Annotated in this window: 14 protein-coding genes; 6 read left to right on the forward strand and 8 right to left on the reverse strand. The window is 58.3% G+C overall.

Annotated elements, in window-relative coordinates:
* The first annotated feature begins 1 nt into the window (after position 1).
* Genes phnE through phnX form a run of 3 tightly spaced genes read left to right on the forward strand, consistent with a single transcriptional unit; the run spans position 2 to position 2,819 of the window.
* Positions 2–793 carry a phosphonate ABC transporter, permease protein PhnE gene (gene phnE, locus AC6I6N_RS17405; protein ID WP_395013916.1) on the forward strand — a complete coding sequence of 264 codons (792 nt, stop codon included), beginning with the start codon at positions 2–4 and terminating at the stop codon, positions 791–793.
* A gap of 24 nt (positions 794–817) precedes the next feature.
* Positions 818–1,930, forward strand: a complete 1,113-nt coding sequence (gene psrA, locus AC6I6N_RS17410) for an iron-containing alcohol dehydrogenase PsrA (protein ID WP_094197683.1) — start codon at positions 818–820, stop codon at positions 1,928–1,930.
* A 46-nt stretch (positions 1,931–1,976) separates the two neighbouring features.
* Positions 1,977–2,819, forward strand: coding sequence for a phosphonoacetaldehyde hydrolase (gene phnX, locus AC6I6N_RS17415; protein WP_321268810.1), 843 nt, complete (start codon positions 1,977–1,979; stop codon positions 2,817–2,819).
* Between the two features lie 78 nt (positions 2,820–2,897).
* On the opposite strand, the gene AC6I6N_RS17420 is transcribed toward phnX, so the two are convergent.
* From AC6I6N_RS17420 to AC6I6N_RS17440, 5 genes are all read right to left on the reverse strand, one after another.
* Positions 2,898–3,791 (reverse strand): LysR substrate-binding domain-containing protein, encoded by an 894-nt coding sequence (locus AC6I6N_RS17420; RefSeq protein WP_249460179.1) that lies wholly within the window; start codon positions 3,789–3,791, stop codon positions 2,898–2,900.
* Between the two features lie 59 nt (positions 3,792–3,850).
* Complete coding sequence (locus AC6I6N_RS17425; protein WP_321268812.1) at positions 3,851–5,998, reverse strand: phosphocholine-specific phospholipase C; 2,148 nt, start codon at positions 5,996–5,998, stop codon at positions 3,851–3,853.
* A 73-nt stretch (positions 5,999–6,071) separates the two neighbouring features.
* Positions 6,072–6,311, reverse strand: a complete 240-nt coding sequence (locus tag AC6I6N_RS17430; protein ID WP_108728573.1) for a hypothetical protein — start codon at positions 6,309–6,311, stop codon at positions 6,072–6,074.
* An 11-nt stretch (positions 6,312–6,322) separates the two neighbouring features.
* Complete coding sequence (locus tag AC6I6N_RS17435; RefSeq protein WP_321268815.1) at positions 6,323–8,569, reverse strand: alkaline phosphatase family protein; 2,247 nt, start codon at positions 8,567–8,569, stop codon at positions 6,323–6,325.
* An 82-nt stretch (positions 8,570–8,651) separates the two neighbouring features.
* Positions 8,652–9,599 carry a LysR family transcriptional regulator gene (locus tag AC6I6N_RS17440; RefSeq protein ID WP_094197677.1) on the reverse strand — a complete coding sequence of 316 codons (948 nt, stop codon included), beginning with the start codon at positions 9,597–9,599 and terminating at the stop codon, positions 8,652–8,654.
* 182 nt (positions 9,600–9,781) lie between these two features.
* Between AC6I6N_RS17440 and AC6I6N_RS17445 the strand changes: the two genes are divergently transcribed.
* A complete protein-coding gene (locus tag AC6I6N_RS17445; RefSeq protein WP_125277707.1) occupies positions 9,782–10,882 on the forward strand; it encodes an alkene reductase in 1,101 nt (366 codons plus the stop codon).
* 31 nt (positions 10,883–10,913) lie between these two features.
* The gene (locus tag AC6I6N_RS17450; protein WP_108728582.1) at positions 10,914–11,936 is read left to right on the forward strand and encodes a zinc-binding alcohol dehydrogenase family protein; all 1,023 of its coding nucleotides are present in this window, start codon (positions 10,914–10,916) and stop codon (positions 11,934–11,936) included.
* 136 nt (positions 11,937–12,072) lie between these two features.
* Here AC6I6N_RS17450 and AC6I6N_RS17455 read toward each other — a convergent pair whose 3' ends face one another.
* The gene (locus AC6I6N_RS17455; RefSeq protein WP_108728583.1) at positions 12,073–12,600 is read right to left on the reverse strand and encodes a DUF2478 domain-containing protein; all 528 of its coding nucleotides are present in this window, start codon (positions 12,598–12,600) and stop codon (positions 12,073–12,075) included.
* Positions 12,601–12,941: 341 nt separating this feature from the next.
* On the opposite strand from AC6I6N_RS17455, the gene AC6I6N_RS17460 reads away from it, so the two are divergent.
* Entirely contained in the window at positions 12,942–13,691 is a 750-nt protein-coding gene (locus AC6I6N_RS17460) for an IclR family transcriptional regulator (protein ID WP_094197673.1), read from the forward strand.
* Between the two features lie 487 nt (positions 13,692–14,178).
* On the opposite strand, the gene AC6I6N_RS17465 is transcribed toward AC6I6N_RS17460, so the two are convergent.
* Positions 14,179–14,931 carry an enoyl-CoA hydratase/isomerase family protein gene (locus AC6I6N_RS17465; RefSeq protein ID WP_249460168.1) on the reverse strand — a complete coding sequence of 251 codons (753 nt, stop codon included), beginning with the start codon at positions 14,929–14,931 and terminating at the stop codon, positions 14,179–14,181.
* Entirely contained in the window at positions 14,928–16,079 is a 1,152-nt protein-coding gene (locus tag AC6I6N_RS17470; protein ID WP_094197671.1) for a CaiB/BaiF CoA transferase family protein, read from the reverse strand. The genes AC6I6N_RS17465 and AC6I6N_RS17470 overlap by 4 nt, the downstream gene beginning before the upstream one ends.

Here is a 16,079-nt window from a genome sequence, read left to right on the forward strand (position 1 = left end):
CATGTCCACGCCTACGAGTGTTAAAAGCTGGGTCACTACGGCTGTGTTGGTCGCGGCGATTGTCGTGGGGCTGCAATGGAGTGCGCAAGGCGCACAGTTAAGCGCCGCCGAGTTTGCGGCTGGCCTGCCGCAGATTGCTGACTTTTTAAGCCGCACCTTCCCGCCTGACTGGAGTATTTTGGGCAGTCTGGTCCCGCCTGCTATCGAGACGATTCAGATCGCAATTTGGGGCACGGTACTAGGTGTGCTGGGAGCCGTTCCGGTGTCGTTTCTGGCGGCCCGTAACTTGAATGTCAACCGTTATCTGTACAGTTTTACCCGTCAAAGCCTGAACGTGATACGCAGTATCAACGAACTTATCCTGGCTTTGGTGTTTGTGGCTGCGGTGGGGCTTGGTCCTTTCCCGGGTGTGCTGGCTCTGGCTGTCCACGGTGTGGGGATGCTGGGCAAGTTTTTTGCGGAAAGCATAGAAGAGATTGACCAAGGTCCGCTGGATGCCTTGCGCGCTACTGGTGCCCGTCCCTTGCAAGTGATTGTGTTCGGGGTGTTGCCTCAGGTGATTACGGCCTGGATTGCGGTGATTCTGTATCGTTTTGAGGTCAATCTGCGTTCGGCCACCGTGCTGGGCATGGTGGGGGCCGGTGGTTTGGGCTTTGAGCTGGTCAGCAGCCTGAAACTGTTCAAGTATCAGGAAACCGCAACCTGCATCGTGGTCATTACGGTGATGGTAGTAGTGGCTGACCTGATTTCCAATCGCCTGCGCGAGGCTATTCGCAACAACGGCCGCGATTGATCGCCGTTTTTATTCGAGATTCTTATGTGGCATTTTTTCAATCCCGTTCAGATTGATGCTGGCAATGGTGCGTTCGAGCGTTTGCCTGAACGCTTGGGCGGCCGCCGGGCCATTCTGATTGCCTTTCCGCAGGCTCGGGAGCTGGGGCAGTGCGAGCGCCTGCAAGCCTTGTTGGGTGAGCAACTGGTTGCGATTGAAACCGATATTCAACCGAATCCGGATGTGTCCTGGTTGGCGCCGTTGTACGAGCGTCTGTGGCGTGACTACCCTGAGGCCGAGTGCATTATCGCCTTGGGAGGCGGCAGTGTGATTGATTGCGCCAAAGCCATGTTGACCAGCACCCCTTCGGGAACGTTTGCCGAACTGCTCGACTGCTTGTCGGGCAACACCAGCCTGAGCCAGCCTCCAGGGCGGGTGCGCAGCCTGATTGCCGTGCCCACCACGGCAGGAACCGGGAGCGAAGTAACCCCCTGGGCAACCATTTGGGATAAGGGGCAGGGGCGCAAGTACTCCCTGCATCTGCCCTGGACCTGGCCTCAGGCCGCGATTATTGATCCGGCCTTGATGTGCAGCCTGCCCGCTGGCGCTACTTTGGCCAGTGGTCTGGATGCCTTGTCGCATGCGCTGGAGTCCTTATGGAACGTGAATCGCAATCCCGTGTCGGCCAGCCTGGCGGTATCGGCAGCACGACAAGTGATCAGCAGTTTGCCTTTGTTGATGCAGGATCTGTCCAACCTGGAGCTGCGTGCTCAACTGGCTGTGGCAGCAGCGATGGCGGGCCTGGCTTTTTCCAATACCAAGACAGCTCTGGCGCACTCCCTGTCCTATGACCTGACTCTGGAGCAAGGCTTGCCACACGGCATTGCATGCTCCTTTAGCTTGCCGCACGTCATGCAGATGGCCTTGGGCCAGGATGAACAGCTGGATCAGTTTTTATTGTCGATTTTTGACGCTCGCAACGGACCACAAGCCGTCTCGGCCTTGAGTGGTTTTTTGCAAAGTCTGGGGGTCAGCATTGATCCGGCCAGCTACGGGGTATCGCCCGAACAGTGGCAACAGCGCATTGCCCAGGCACTGCAAGGACCACGCGGACGTAATTTTATTGGTGCACATGCTCTGGATGCGGTGCAGGTATAAATCGGTTTTTAAGCCGGCTTGTTTTTAGGACTGAAGGTTGCAAACAATGACTCAGAATTTCAATGCGCTCAATACGCTGATGTCGGACAAGGTCGAAGCTGTCATTTTTGACTGGGCAGGCACGCTGGTCGATTTCAGCTCCTTGGCACCGACGCAGATTTTTGTAGATGCCTTTGCCACATTTGGCATTCAAATCAGCCTGGAGCAGGCCCGTGGTCCGATGGGTTTGTCCAAGCGTGATCACATCCGTACCTTGCTGGCCACCGAGTCGATTCAGAATCAGTGGTTGGCTCAGTTCGATCGTGCGTCTACCGATGCCGACATTGACGCTATCTATGAGCGTTTTATGCCTATGCAGATCGAGAAGGTAGCGGAATACTCGGCCCCGATTGAAGGTGCGGCTGCTGTGCTGGAAGAGTTACGTGCCAAGGGTATCAAAATTGGCTCTTGCTCCGGCTATCCGCGTCAGGTGCTGGATGTCTTGTTGCCCGCCGCTGCCAGCCAAGGCATTGCGCCGGACTGCATTATTGCCGGTGATGAGTTGCCTGCTGGTGGCCGACCTGGCCCCTTCATGGCACTGGCCAATGTGCTGGTTTTGGGTGTGGGCGATGTGCGTCGCTGTATCAAAGTGGACGATACCGTACCGGGTATTGAAGAAGGCCGCCGTGCCGGAATGTGGACGGTAGGGTTGAGCTTGTCGGGCAATGAAGTGGGACTGTCCCTGGAGGAACTGGCTCAAACGGATCCGGCAGAGGTACAAGCGCGGGTGGAGCGTGCCAGTGAACGTTTGCGTCAGTCGGGTGCTCATTACGTAATTGAAACCGTGGCCGATTTCCCGGCTGTGGTATTGGCGATCCAGGCACGTCTGGCACAAGGCGAGACACCCTGATTCTGTGGGGGCATTGAATCAGGCCTGATAAGAAGGGCGGGGCGACAAGCCCCGCCCTTTTTGTTGTCTGCTTGTTGTTCAGGCAGCGGTACTGGCGACGGGCAGGGCGCTTTGATGATGAGCGATTGCATCAAAAAAGGCAGCGACCAAACGAGATTCCCGACGCTCGTGCAAACAGCAGACGTGGATCTGCGTCCAGACCGGCTCGTTTTGAATACGCACCACACGCAAGCGCGGGTCTGGCACGTATTCGGATTCGGAGACCGTGCCCACTCCCAGGCCGCGAATAACCGATTCGCGCAGGGCTTCGCGGCTGCCTATTTCCATGGCCACATCTACCTTGATCTTGCGTTCGTGTAAGGCGTCTTCCAGTGCCTTGCGCGTTGTTGAGCCTTCTTCGCGCATCAGCAAGGGCTCACCGGCCAGCTCCTCCAGTGCAATGTTATTGCGTCGGGCGAAAGGGTGGTCTTGGCGCACAAAGGCGATGACCGGGTAGCGAGCGTAAGGTTGCATGTAATAGCGGCGCTGTGGCTGGCAACTGGCAACCACGCCAACATCGCAGATGTATTGATCCAGATCGTCCAGTACCAATTCCGAGTTGCCCAGTTTGACGGACTGCTTGATGCGCGGATATACCGCATGAAAGGATGCGATCAGCTCGGTGACGTGATAGGGGCTGACGGCACCCAGCTTCAAGGTGCCGTAATGCAGTTTGCCACTGCCATCGAGCATCTGGCGCATGTCGGATTCCAACGAGATCATGCGTCTGGCCATGGGCAGCATTTCCAGCCCCAGGGTAGAGAGCTCGACGCGTCGGCCGCGGCGGTGAAACAGCTCGGCCCCATAGTCGCGTTCAATGATTTGAATTTGTGAACTAAGCGTGGTGTGGCTCATGTTCAAGGCCCGCGCGGCGGCTGAAAAGCCGCCGTGCTGGGCCACCATGACGAAGGCCCGTAATTGGTTGAGCGTCATCGTACTTCTCTAACAGTGCTTTCCGGAACGGACCTTGACATTGTGCCTGGGCAGTATGACTAGCGTGCGACACCCATGGCCGGATCGCTGATGCCATCCCGGCCAGTTTCCAGGCGACCGGCAAAGCGGCGCTCGAAGGACTCACCCATGGTGGCGGTGAAGTCGTACCAGTTGCCCGAGACTTCCAGCGACCAGCGCGCATCCATTTGCATGCCCGGATCAACGGTGTAGACCCAGGGGCCATCCTCGCGATAGGCGTTGGCGCTCACCGTGACGGTCGCGGCCTGATCCCCCATATTCATGATGGTCAAGGACACGGCATTGGCCTGGGGCTCGTAGCACACACGCACTTCTGGTTTGGGGCCTTGGCGCAGCGCGTGGATGTTGCCCTTGAAGTGGCGATGGTAGCCGTTTGGCCCCAACACCCACAGGCTGTAGTTGCCCTTGTGATCCGCATGGACGGTCCAGGCGTCCGAGATGATCTTGTTGGCCTCCACCGTAAAGCGTCGTGGATAGTCCGAGAGTTGCAGCTCGTCGTACACATGGAACACGGTGCCTTGCGTGCCGGTATTGCTGAACGTTAACCAGACCTGCTCTTTGTCCAGGTCCACATTGGCGCTGGTGTGCAATTGGTAGGGCAGGGCGCGTGAAGGGCGCAGCATTAAGTCCTGGCTGGGCATGGGCTCTGTGCCCACAGGGGGCATGGGCACCTTGCCTGCACCGGCTTGCTGGCTCAAGGTTGCGTCTGCCTGTTCGCGCGTCGGTGCTGGACTCAAGGCGGGTTTGGAGGCATTGGGCGATTTGAAATCAAAGCAGGAACGCATATCGCCGAATACGGCGCGGCGCCAGGGGCTGATATTGGGTTCTTGCACACCAAAGCGTTGCTCCAGAAAGCGCAGTACCGAGGTGTGGTCAAACTGTTGGGAATTGACCCAGCCACCCACGCTCCACGGGGAAATAATCAGGGTGGGCAGACGTGGGCCGGCCCCGAAAGGGCGGCCATCGGGTGCTACCTTGCGCGAGTCCCCGTCAGGGGCAGGCATGGTGTAGTACTCATTGGAGACATCTACCGTGGACTTGCCTTCCAATGAGCCATCTCGATTGCGCCACGGAGGGGCAGGAGGGGGCATGTGGTCAAAGAAGCAGTCGTTCTCGTCGTAGTTCACGATCAGGACGGTCTTGCTCCAGATCTCGGGCTTTTCGGTCAGAATGTTCAGCAGTCGCTCCAGATACCAGGCGCCCTGGCCGGGCACACCCATGCTGGGGTGTTCACTGTAGGGGCCGGGGGCCACAATCCAACTGACCTGTGGCAATTGGCCCATGTTGATGTCATCGGCAATGGCTTGCAAAAACCCGCCGTCAGGCATGGTGTTGCCAAAACCCTTGTACAAGGGGGAGAGAGCTTCCATTTGAGGGGAGTATTCGGCATCAGGAGAGCCTAGTGCGGCCAGGTCTTCATTCACCTTGCGGTAGGACGCAAAGGCCACGAGCTGGTTGTTATTGCTGTTGTTGCCGGGGCGGTTGTACACCTTCCAGCGCACGCCGGCCTCTTGCAGCCGCTCTGGGTACGTCGTCCAATCCAGACCATCGTCGGACGGGCCCAGGCGACCCCAGTTGGAGTTGGTCACGCAGGCGCGATCAATCAGATTGGCCCCGTTACTGCCACTCCACAAGAACATGCGGTTGGTGAAGGTGCCGGTATTGATAGAGGTGTGGTAGGCGTCGCAAATAGTAAAGGCATTAGCCAGTGACCAATGAAAGGGCAAGTCGGACTCTTTCAGGTAGCCCATAGCGACGTTGGTGTACTTGGCTTTGGGCCAGTTTGCCATGCGACCGCCATCCCAGGCCTCCTGCTGGTCGTTCCAGTCGTGTGCGCCGCCAACACGCAAGGCATTGCCTTTGGTCGCATCCAGGTAGTAGGGCTGCACCATGCCATTGGTGCCTTGCTGACGCCAGACCGATTCGCCCGATGCCATCGGGATGGTGATACGGTCGCTGAAACCGCGCACGCCTGGCATGGTGCCGTAGTAGTGATCAAAAGAGCGGTTTTCCTGCATCAGGATAATGACGTGCTCGACGTCATTAATGGTTCCCGTGGCGTTATTGGCGGGGATAGCCAGCGCCTTTTGAATAGCAGGCGGAAAGGGGCCCAAAGCGGCCGCACTGGCAGCCAGTCGCAGAAAATTACGGCGATTGATGTGAGTCATGGGGAAAGCCTTGTCGATAAGTGGTTGGAGTGGAGCCAGGCAAGGACATCTGTCGTGCCGGGCTGCCATGCGCTTAAGGTGCGCAGTCCAATTGCGAGTTCGGGGTGGGCGGCGTGCCAAGGTCCGTGCCTTGCTCCCCTTGAGAGCCCGTGGCCGGGGGCGTCACAATAGGCACCTGCTCGCTGCTCGAGCCTCCTGTGCCGGGCGGGGGTTCGGCAGCGCTGGAGCCTCCGTCACTGCAGGCGCTCAATAGCAAAGCAGTCATGCCGATGGCCAGGGCACTGCGTACAGCGCGTAAATCAAGAACGTTCATGGTGGCCTCGCTTAGTGTGTGCTCAGGCTGGACAGGGGTTTCTTGGACCAGTAGATCGAGCTCAGCTCCTGATCGCTCAGAACACGGTTCCACATGGCCAGGTCACCAAACATTTGCTGGGTGGGCGGAGCAACAGAGCATTTGCCTACGGTATAGGGAGGCGTGACCGAGCCATTGCATTTGTTCATCAGGAACGTGCCGGTGCCATCATCGCCAATGCCCCATTGCGGGAAGGGCGAGAGCTTGGAGACATCCACTGCACCCGTGGATTTGTTGGTAGCCACGCGCGTAACCTGCTCGGTAGAGGGATCAAACACGCGCATGTTCATGGTCTTGGCAACACCGTCCACCGAAAAAGCAAGGTGTACCCACTTACCTACTGGAATCTGGGTGTAGGGATTGGTTGGGCCGTCGGCACGTACTCCACCCGAGCCAATATTGAAGGCAATGCCGCACTGGTTTTGGATGCCACTGTTGAACAAGCCAATGGCGACACCGGCATTGGCACCACTGACGTAGTTCTTGTTGGATAGGACCGTGACGTTGTTGCGATCGATGCACTTGGGCACCTGATACCAAAAGCCAATGGTGAATTGCGGGTTGCTGCCCGTGGAGATGTCAAAGCCTTGAGCTGGCGTCATGCGATAGCCTTCCAGACCTTCTTCGGTGACATAGTTGGTGTCAACCAGCAAGCCATGCGTGCCGGTAAAGGGACCGGGCACGACCAGACCGGCCGCATTGGGCAGGTCGTTGGAGGCCGGTGCCATGGTGCTGTTTTTCTGCGCGTCCACAGGTGGCAGGTTGGCGCTAAAGGGATAGTAGGAGACCAGACCATTGAGCAGGGAGGCTTCCAGAGGGACGGGAGGCAAATACGAGATGGGCGGGCTAAACAGACTGCGCCAGGCGGCATCGGTGCCTGAACCGGCCTGCACGGTGTAGTCAAACTGGTAGGTGCCTCGGTCAGACAGACCAGCGGTGGCCTGGTTGTCGGTATAGCTTTGTGTGCCAGCCGGTAGGCGTGACGCGATTACCTGGCCGTCCCGCAAAATATCGATAGAGGCATCGGCGGGGGCTTTCCAGTCCAGTTTGATTGCAACGGCAGAGGAGTGGTTGTCCAGCACCGTGGCTTGCAGACTCGTGACCGCTTGTGGGCCTAGCAGGCTGCTGCCATCGAGCTTGTAGTCGGCAGCCGGGGGCAGCTTGTCCAGATACCGCATGATGGTAGGGGCCACATCCACCAGGCTGTTGTACTGATACAGCTCGGGCAGCGTAGCAGGTACGCTGGCGCCAATGCCCTGTTCTCCTGTGTTGACGGCCTGATTGATGGCCAGGAAGGTGGTGGATTGGGGCAGCAAAGGCAAGCCATTATCCTGGCCGTGTTCGCTCAGGCCATGGCTGCCGGTCACGATCACCAGCCACTCGCGGTCTTTTTGCTTGGCAGCAGCGTCCAGCAAGGTGCCGATTTCCTTGTCCAGCTTGCTTAAGGTAGCGTTGTAGCCCGGTGATTCAATGCCGAAGTCCAGCGCAGCATCTTTGGCAGCGCGATACTGAACCAGAACCTTGCGGTAGTCCCCTTTGATCATCGTCAGGGCCTGGCTGGAGACGCAGGACAGGGTAACGGTTTGCGTGGAACAGTCGGCCAGCTCATGCAGACGCTCGGCATCGTGGTCGGCCTTGAGCAAGTGTGCCAAGCCTTTGGATGCCACGGCTGCAGCATTCTGTTCGTTTTGCGCGGAGTGGAACAGGCTGTTTTGGCGCAGCACTTGATCCGGTGCAGTAGACACCACGCCATGGCGGTTGGCCCAGGTTCCGGTCAGTAGGCTGGCCCAGCTGGGCATATCCAGATTGGCTTGTTGGCTGGGGGTGCCGGCGACGCCACCGCTGTAGGCCAGTTGTACGTGCAGCTTGGCCAGATTGGGCAGGCTGCCATCGGCAATGCCTTGCTGCACGGCCTGGTAGGTTGCCCCATCCAAATTGATGATCAGGGCGTGGCGGGTGCTAGGGGTATCCGGCTTGTCCGGGTTGACGGGTGTTTCGGGCTCCGCTTCCTGGCCGTTGCCTGTGCCGGACCCGCCGCAAGCGGCCAAGGTAGCCGATAGGGTGGCCACCGCGAGGGCTTTGAGCAGACCGGGTTTACCAAAGACAGGCCGGGACAGGCCTTGGAATGGCAACGCATGGCTGCTCGGATGGGAATTTTCAGAGGGATAAGGAAAGCCGGGCCGCTGGGAGGCGGAGCGGGCCGTGTGCGCATGTCTCATGATTCGATAGCCTTGTCACTGATGTTGGGGAAAGGGTCGATCGAATTAGAGCAAGGCAGGATGACGGCCTTGGGTCGATATCCTAGACGTTCATCGTCGTTCCTGTGTGCTTTTTCGGCAGATGGGGCGACTGCTCCCAGCGTTCCAGGCGTTCCTGCATGAACTGATGCAGCTGGCGCAGCAAGGGGGTAATTTGCTGCCGTCCGGCAGCCAGCAAATACAGGGGGGTGCTCTCGCCCAGCCAGTCCTCGCAGATAGTGCGCAAGCGGCCATTGGCAAGGTCCTGGGCCACGTCGAAGTAGGATTTGTAGGCGATACCTTTGCCCAGCAAGGCCCAGCGCCGGACGACATCTCCGTCGTTGGAAACATTGACTGCCCGGACTCGGACAAAGGTAGCCGCTTGACCAGTACGCTCAAATTTCCAGCGATCATGAACATCGTCTCCCAGCATGAAGCACAGACAGTCGTGCTCCTGCAGTTCCAGAGGGGAGGTGGGGGTGCCGTGCTGCTTCAAGTAGGAGGGGGCGGCGCACAGTACCCGGCGGTGTGTCGGCGCTAAAGGCATCGCCACCAGATTGGAGTCTGCTGGATGGCCATAGCGAAAGGCGGCGTCAATGGGTTCGCTGTACACGTTGGCCAGCCGGTCGGACAGATGCAGGCGTATGTCTATGCCCGGATTGGCATCCTGAAATTCGTTTAACCAAGGCAACAGCACGTTGCGTCCCAGGTCAGACGGTGCGGCCAGCTTCAGTTGGCCACGGGAGCCGGGGCCACCGCTGGCCAGTTGCAGGCTGGCCTGTTGCAGGGCGGACAGGGCGGGACGGCATTGAGCCAGGAACACTTCGCCTTCAGAGGTCAGCCGCAAATGGCGGGTGGAGCGCAGGAAAAGCTGTACGCCCACTTCCGCCTCCAGGCGCTTGAGTGCCGCGCTGGCCGCTGCCGGTGTAATGCCCAACCCTCGCGCTGTGGCCGATAGGCTGGCAGTGTCTGCGGTGCGAACAAAAATTTCCAGATCCTGCAGTGCTTTCATGGCGTGTCTCGCTGGGCTGAGTTCAACGTGTTTATGCTGAAAAGTGAACTAATGGGATTAATTATGATGCGATTTTCAAAATATTTTTGAAAATCGTTTCAAGCAAAGGCCTGTTTTTCTAAAGAGTCTGAAAAGGCACACTGTGATCCACACTTCCACTTTCTTGATGAGGGTTGCAAATCATGGCTTTAGAGACATCTGTTTTGTTTTCGGCGTTAAACGTGGGCAGCTTGCAGCTACCGAACCGTATCGTGATGGCTCCCATGACGCGTAGCCGTACCGATCAGCCGGGGGATATTCCGAATGCGTTGATGGCCCAGTATTACGCTCAGCGTGCCAGTGCGGGTTTATTGATCAGCGAAGCCACGCAAATTTCTCGGCAAGGGCAAGGCTATAGCTTCACTCCCGGTATTTACACTCAGCAGCAGGTGCAGGGCTGGCGTCTGGTAACGGATGCCGTGCACCAGGCCGGTGGTCGGATTGTCTTGCAACTGTGGCATGTAGGCCGGATGTCTCATGCCAGCTTTCATGCCGATGGGCAGACTGTGGCTCCCTCGGCCTTATCGCCTCAGGCCCAGGTTTGGGTCGTGGGGGAGGATGGGGTGGGGCGGATGCTGGATTGCCCCGTGCCGCGTGCTCTGACCGAGCAAGAGATTGCCGCCGTGATTGAGGACTATCGCCAGGCCGCCGCCAAGGCGATACAAGCCGGTTTTGATGGCGTGGAAATCCATGGGGCCAATGGTTACCTGATTGATCAGTTCCTGCGTACCACCTCTAACCATCGTGAAGATGCGTATGGCGGCAGTGTGGAAAATCGTGTTCGCTTTGCCAGAGAAGTGGTCGAAGCGGTAGCGGGCGAGATCGGGGCAGAACGCACCGGTATCCGTTTGGCTCCCTTTATTACGCAGCGCGCCATGAACTGCCCCGAAATCATCCCCACCATTTTGCATTTGGCGAAGGTATTGGACGGCAAGGGTTTGGCCTATATCCACTTGTCAGAGGCGGATTGGGAGGATGCGCCTGAGATTCCTGATGATTTTCGTCACGCCTTGCGTGCCCATTTCTCGGGCCGAATTATCGTTGCGGGCAAATACGACGCACACAGAGCCGAGCAGATTGTAAAGAGTGGCCTGGCGGATCTGGTGGCATTTGGCCGCCCCTTTATTGCCAATCCAGATTTGCCAGCACGCTTGCGTCATCAGCTTCCCTTAGCCAGCTTCGACCCCCACACCTTGTTTGGAGGTGGCGCACACGGCTACACCGATTATCCGAGCATGGCCTAAGACAGACGACTGATTTTAAAAAGGAAAAAAGATGAAAGCGATTGCCTACAAAGTCCCTCAAGCGATTGAGCAGCCCGAGTCCCTGTTGGATGTTGAGTTGCCCGACCCGGTGGCCACAGGCCGTGATCTGTTGGTGCACGTACAGGCGGTGTCGGTTAATCCGGTCGATACCAAGGTTCGGGAATCGGCTCAACCTGCGGAGGGTGAACAATACAAGGTGCTGGGTTGGGATGCCTGCGGGATTGTGCAGGCGGTAGGACCACAAGTGAGCTTGTTTCAGCCTGGTGATCGCGTCTGGTATGCCGGTTCCATTGCGCGCCCTGGCACCAATAGCCAACTGCATTTGGTGGACGAGCGTATTGTGGCGCATGCGCCCAAAACGCTGAATTCTGCGGCGGCGGCTGCCTTGCCCCTGACCACCATTACGGCCTGGGAGATGCTGTTTGACCGCTTGGGCGTAGCCCCAGGAAAGGCTCCTGCTGGCAAGACTTTACTGATTGTGGGGGCGTCTGGTGGTGTGGGTTCTATTTTGACGCAGTTGGCTTCCCGCTTGACTGCTTTGACCGTCATTGGCACTGCTTCCCGCCCTGAAACCCAAGCTTGGGTGAAGGAGCTGGGCGCGCATCATGTCATTGACCACAGCCAGCCTTTGGCAGCGCAACTGGAGCGCATCGGGCATCCGGAAGTGGATTATGTCGTCAGCCTGACGCATACCGATCAGCATTTTGACCAGCTCGTGCAGGTCATTGCCCCGCAGGGGAAATTCGGTTTGATTGATGACCCGGCCAGTCTTGATGTGGGCAAGCTCAAACGCAAATCTGTGTCTTTGCATTGGGAATTCATGTTTACCCGTTCCTTGTTTGGCACGGACGATATGCAGGCCCAGCACCGTTTGTTAAGCGAAGTCGCAGCCCTTATTGATGCGGGCTTGATACGTACTACCATGACGGAGCGTTTTGGCAGTATCAATGCCAGCAATATGAAGAAAGCCCATGCCTTGATCGAGTCGGGCAAGGCAAGGGGCAAACTGGTTCTGGAGGGGTGGGGCCAGTAGCACCAAGCTGTGTTCTAGCCTTTAGCAGGCTGTAGGCTTACTGCTGTTCAGGCGTGGAGCTAGTTGATAAGGGCCGGCCGCATGGCCTTGGGTGGCTTTGCAGGTTTTGTGAGGGCAATCGTGTCAGGTGGCCGATTCAGGCTGCCTGACGGCTACTCTCGAACCAGTTCCACAGTGCCTGGCGCTCTGGCGCCAGCTCCACGGCCAGCCCACCCGTAAACTCACGCCAGGCAGGCAAATAGGTGTGGGCGACCACGGTCAACACCGGGTAGCCTTGGTCGATCAAGGCCATGATTTCATTGTTAAAACCCTGGCCGTCTGCTTCCATGATGCCAAAGCGATTCACAATCACCAGATCGGCAGGGCTTTCCAGCGCCTGCCGCAGCACTTCGCTGGCTTCCAGCAAGGCGCCAATATCCAGACAGCAAGCCGTGGATTCCGAACCCAGGTTCTGGGTGATGGGATAGAGCGTGCCCTTGTCCAGATCCTGCACGGTGCGCAGGCTATGACCTTCCTTCTGGATTTCCGGGCCTTGCACCAGACCACAGACGCGGTAGTTTTTCGCGCGCAACTCCTGCACGAATTCCAGCAGCAAGGCGTCGGCACTGCCTTTGCCTGCATGCACGATGGCCGCAAGGGCAAAGGGCGTAGAAGGGGTGTCCATCGGGGTTGGGCTCCAGGCGACTGTTGAGTTTATGGATTAAAGACACGTTGTACACGCTTTTAGTAATCGCTGGGAAGCGGCAAGTGGGCCTGGGTTTGCTGCCGCACAGCATGGGCCTAGACGGGTATTCAGACTGAAGTACGTTCAACACTGATGATCCTGATACCTGAATATCATGACCTGTTCAGGCTGGTGTTCGCCCATGTCAGGGGCACTGAAGAATAAGTAGGGCCAGGGCTGCTTGCTTGTTTCGATTTTGAATCAGTCTTGTCACCACCAAGGGCCTAGGCCCGGTTCCATGAGACAATTCATGCACTTTTAGTGATTGATGGGATATTCGATTGGACAAGACTTTTGTTAAGGGCCTGGTGCTCCTGGAAGCCCTGGCCAAGCACGAACGAGGCTCGGGTGTGACCGAGCTGGCCAATCAACTGATGCTCAATAAAAGCAATGTGCATCGACTGTTGCAGGCGCTGGTTCACCAGGGCTTTGCGCGCAAGAACGAAGACACCGGGCGCTACGAGCTGACCATGAAACTGTGGGAGTTGGGCTCGGGCTTGGCCAATCGGCTGGATGTACGCGTGGAGGCTTTGCCCTTCATGAAAGAGCTGGCCGAGCAAACCCAGGAAACAGTGCATTTGTCGCTGCTTGATGGGGTCGAGGTGCTGTATATCGAAAAGATCGACAGCCCGCAGCCTGTGCGTGCCTACACCACTGTGGGCGGACGCTCGCCTGCGCAATGTGTGGCAACGGGCAAAGCGATGTTGGCCTGGGCCAGTGAAGATACCTTGAATCTGATCAAGAACCGTCTCAAACCTTATACGCCGCGTAGCCTGGTCAAGTTTGGTGATTTGCGCCGTGAACTGGAACAAGTGCGCGAACAGGGGTATGCGATTAACCGGGGCGAGTGGCGTGAGCAGGTCGTGGGTGCGGCTGCACCTATTTACGACAGTCGGGCAATGGTGGTGGCGGCGTTGGGCATTTCCGGGCCTGCCGAGCGCCTGGAAGAAGCGCGACTGATTCAGGCCGGTAAAACCTTGATGACGGCTGCGGCGCAGATCTCGCGCCGCTTGGGTTATAGCGGTCGCTAAACCGTTATAGAAGAGAGGTTCCGGGCTGGATGAAACAGCCCGGATTGGAACTGCTGTTAAAACTTGGATGGCTTCGCCCATGTTTTGTCGCCGGGCCGCCCCAAGACAAAAACTCCCCCTTGGGGGGCAGCAAGCCGAAGGCGTAGCGTGGGGGCTTTTTTTGTCGCCGGGCCGCCCCAAGACAAGAACTCCCCCTCGGGGGGCAGCAAGCCGAAGGCGTAGCGTGGGGGCTTTTTTTGTCGCCGGGCCGCCCCAAGACAAAAACTCACCCTCGGGGGCAGCAAGCCGAAGGTGCAGCGTGGAGGCTTTTTTTGTCGCCGGGCCGCCCCAAGGCAAAACCCCCCCCCTCGGGGGGCAGCAAGCCGAAGGCGTAGCGTGGGGGCTTTTTTTGTCGCCGGGCCGCCCCAAGACAAAACCCCCCCCTTGGGGGGCAGTAAGCCGAAGGCGCAGCGTGGGGGCTTTTTTTTGGGCCGTTCAATATTAGCGTTCAAGACTTTGCGGCCTGCCTGAAGGCCGCGATTCTTTCCTTGATGCCGGGTGCGGAAGCCGAGCGCACCAAGGCTGCCATATCCCGATCAGCCTGTTGTGGGCAACCCGTTAACTGATGCAGATAGGTGCGACTGCTCGCGTCCAGCAAGCCCGCGGTTTCTTGAGCTTGCTCGATGACCGCAGGCCACGCGTCGGACTCTTGCGTGTCGTCAATAAATCCCAGTTGTTTTGCTGTGGCAGCATCAAAAACCTGGCTTCCTGCCAAAAGTTGATGAGCCTGCTGACCGCCGATCAGGGCCGCCAGTCTGCCAGTTCCCAAGGCTAGCCCAAACTGCAGTCCAGGCATGCGAAAGCGCGCGTCCGCGCTGGCCACGCGCTGACGGCAGACAGCAATCAAATCCACGCCTGCGCCGAAGTTTTGCCCATGCGCCAGGGCCAGAGTGGCGCACGGTGTGTGGGCCAGCCTCTGCAAGAGGGTTTCGATGCGGATAAAGCGCAGCACCAGATCCCCCTCGCTTTGCTGCTCGTAGTCGCTGAAGTCAAAACCGGCACTGAAGTTACGGCCTTCACCGCGCAAGATCAGCAGATCGGCCTGGGCCTGTTCTGCGGCCTGCACGGCCGCGATCAGGGCTTCGACTAGCTCGGCCGACAAGGCATTGCGTTTGTCGGGCCGGTTTAGCGTCAGGGTCCAGACTTTGCCCGCGCAGTCCACGTTCAGGCTGGGGCTGCGGCTGCAATACGGCGCTGTCATGGGGTGACTCCGTGCAAGATGCTGTCGTTATGTTCGCCCAGCGCGGGGGGGGGCAGACGGACGGGCAAGCCCACCCCATTAATACGCAGGGGCGAGATAAAGCTGCGGGTGTCCGTATCCGTACCCGGCAGGCGAATGTTTTGCACCCATTCCATATGTTCGACCTGCGGGTCGCGCAAGACGTCGGAATAGCGGTTGATGGGGCTGCAGGGTACGCCTTGGGCACGGAATTGGGCCAGCCAATGTTCGCAGTCGTGCTGCACAAAAATGGCTTCCAGCAATTCACGCAAGGCGTCTTGATGTTTGGCGCGCAGGGTGGTGCTGGTAAAGCGTTCATCCTCGGTCAGATCCGGGCGTTCAACAACCTGACAGACAGAGCGCCACAGCGCGTCGTTGCCTGCGGCCATGGCGAAGTAGCCGCCTTTGCACTGGAAGGCCTGGTAGGGCGCATTGCGTGGATGGGCGGAGCCCAGCTTGTCCGGGTCGCGGCCACTGCCGAAATACTCCGAGGTTTGCAATGCAGCGATGGCTAGTGTGGTCCCCAGCATGGGTACGTCTATATGCGCGCCCTGGCCGGTGGCACGAGCTTGTGGCAAGGCGGCGCTGATGGCAAAAGCCGCATATAAACCGGCAGCAAAATCGGCCAATGGGACCCCGCATTTAACCGGGGCACCGCCTGCCTCGCCAGTGACGCTCATCACCCCGCTCATGGCCTGAATCGTCAGATCGAAACCGCCTTCTTGCGAGCGTGGGCCGCTTTGTCCATAGGCGGAAATGGAGCAGTACAGCAGTCTGGGGTTAATAGCTTTCAGACTCTCGTAGTCCAGTCCTAAACGTTGCATGACGCCGGGCCGGTTGTTCTCCAGCAAGACATCGGCATTCAGCACCAGTTGGCGTGCCTTGGCCACATCGTCAGGGTTTTTCAGATCCAGCGTCACCGAGCGCTTGTTGCGGTTTAGCGAAGCAAAGTTCTCGCTGTAGCCCTGGTTGATGGGCGGCCAGCTTCGTAAGGTGTCTCCCCCTTTTGGGTGTTCGATTTTGATGACGTCAGCCCCCATATCGGCCAACAACATACCGCAGTACGGGCCAGCGGCCACATTGCAAAATTCCAGTATCCGAACCCCGTTCAGGGGCAATGTCGTATCCAT

The sequence above is a fragment of the Alcaligenes sp. LTN-3 genome (assembly GCF_059735605.1).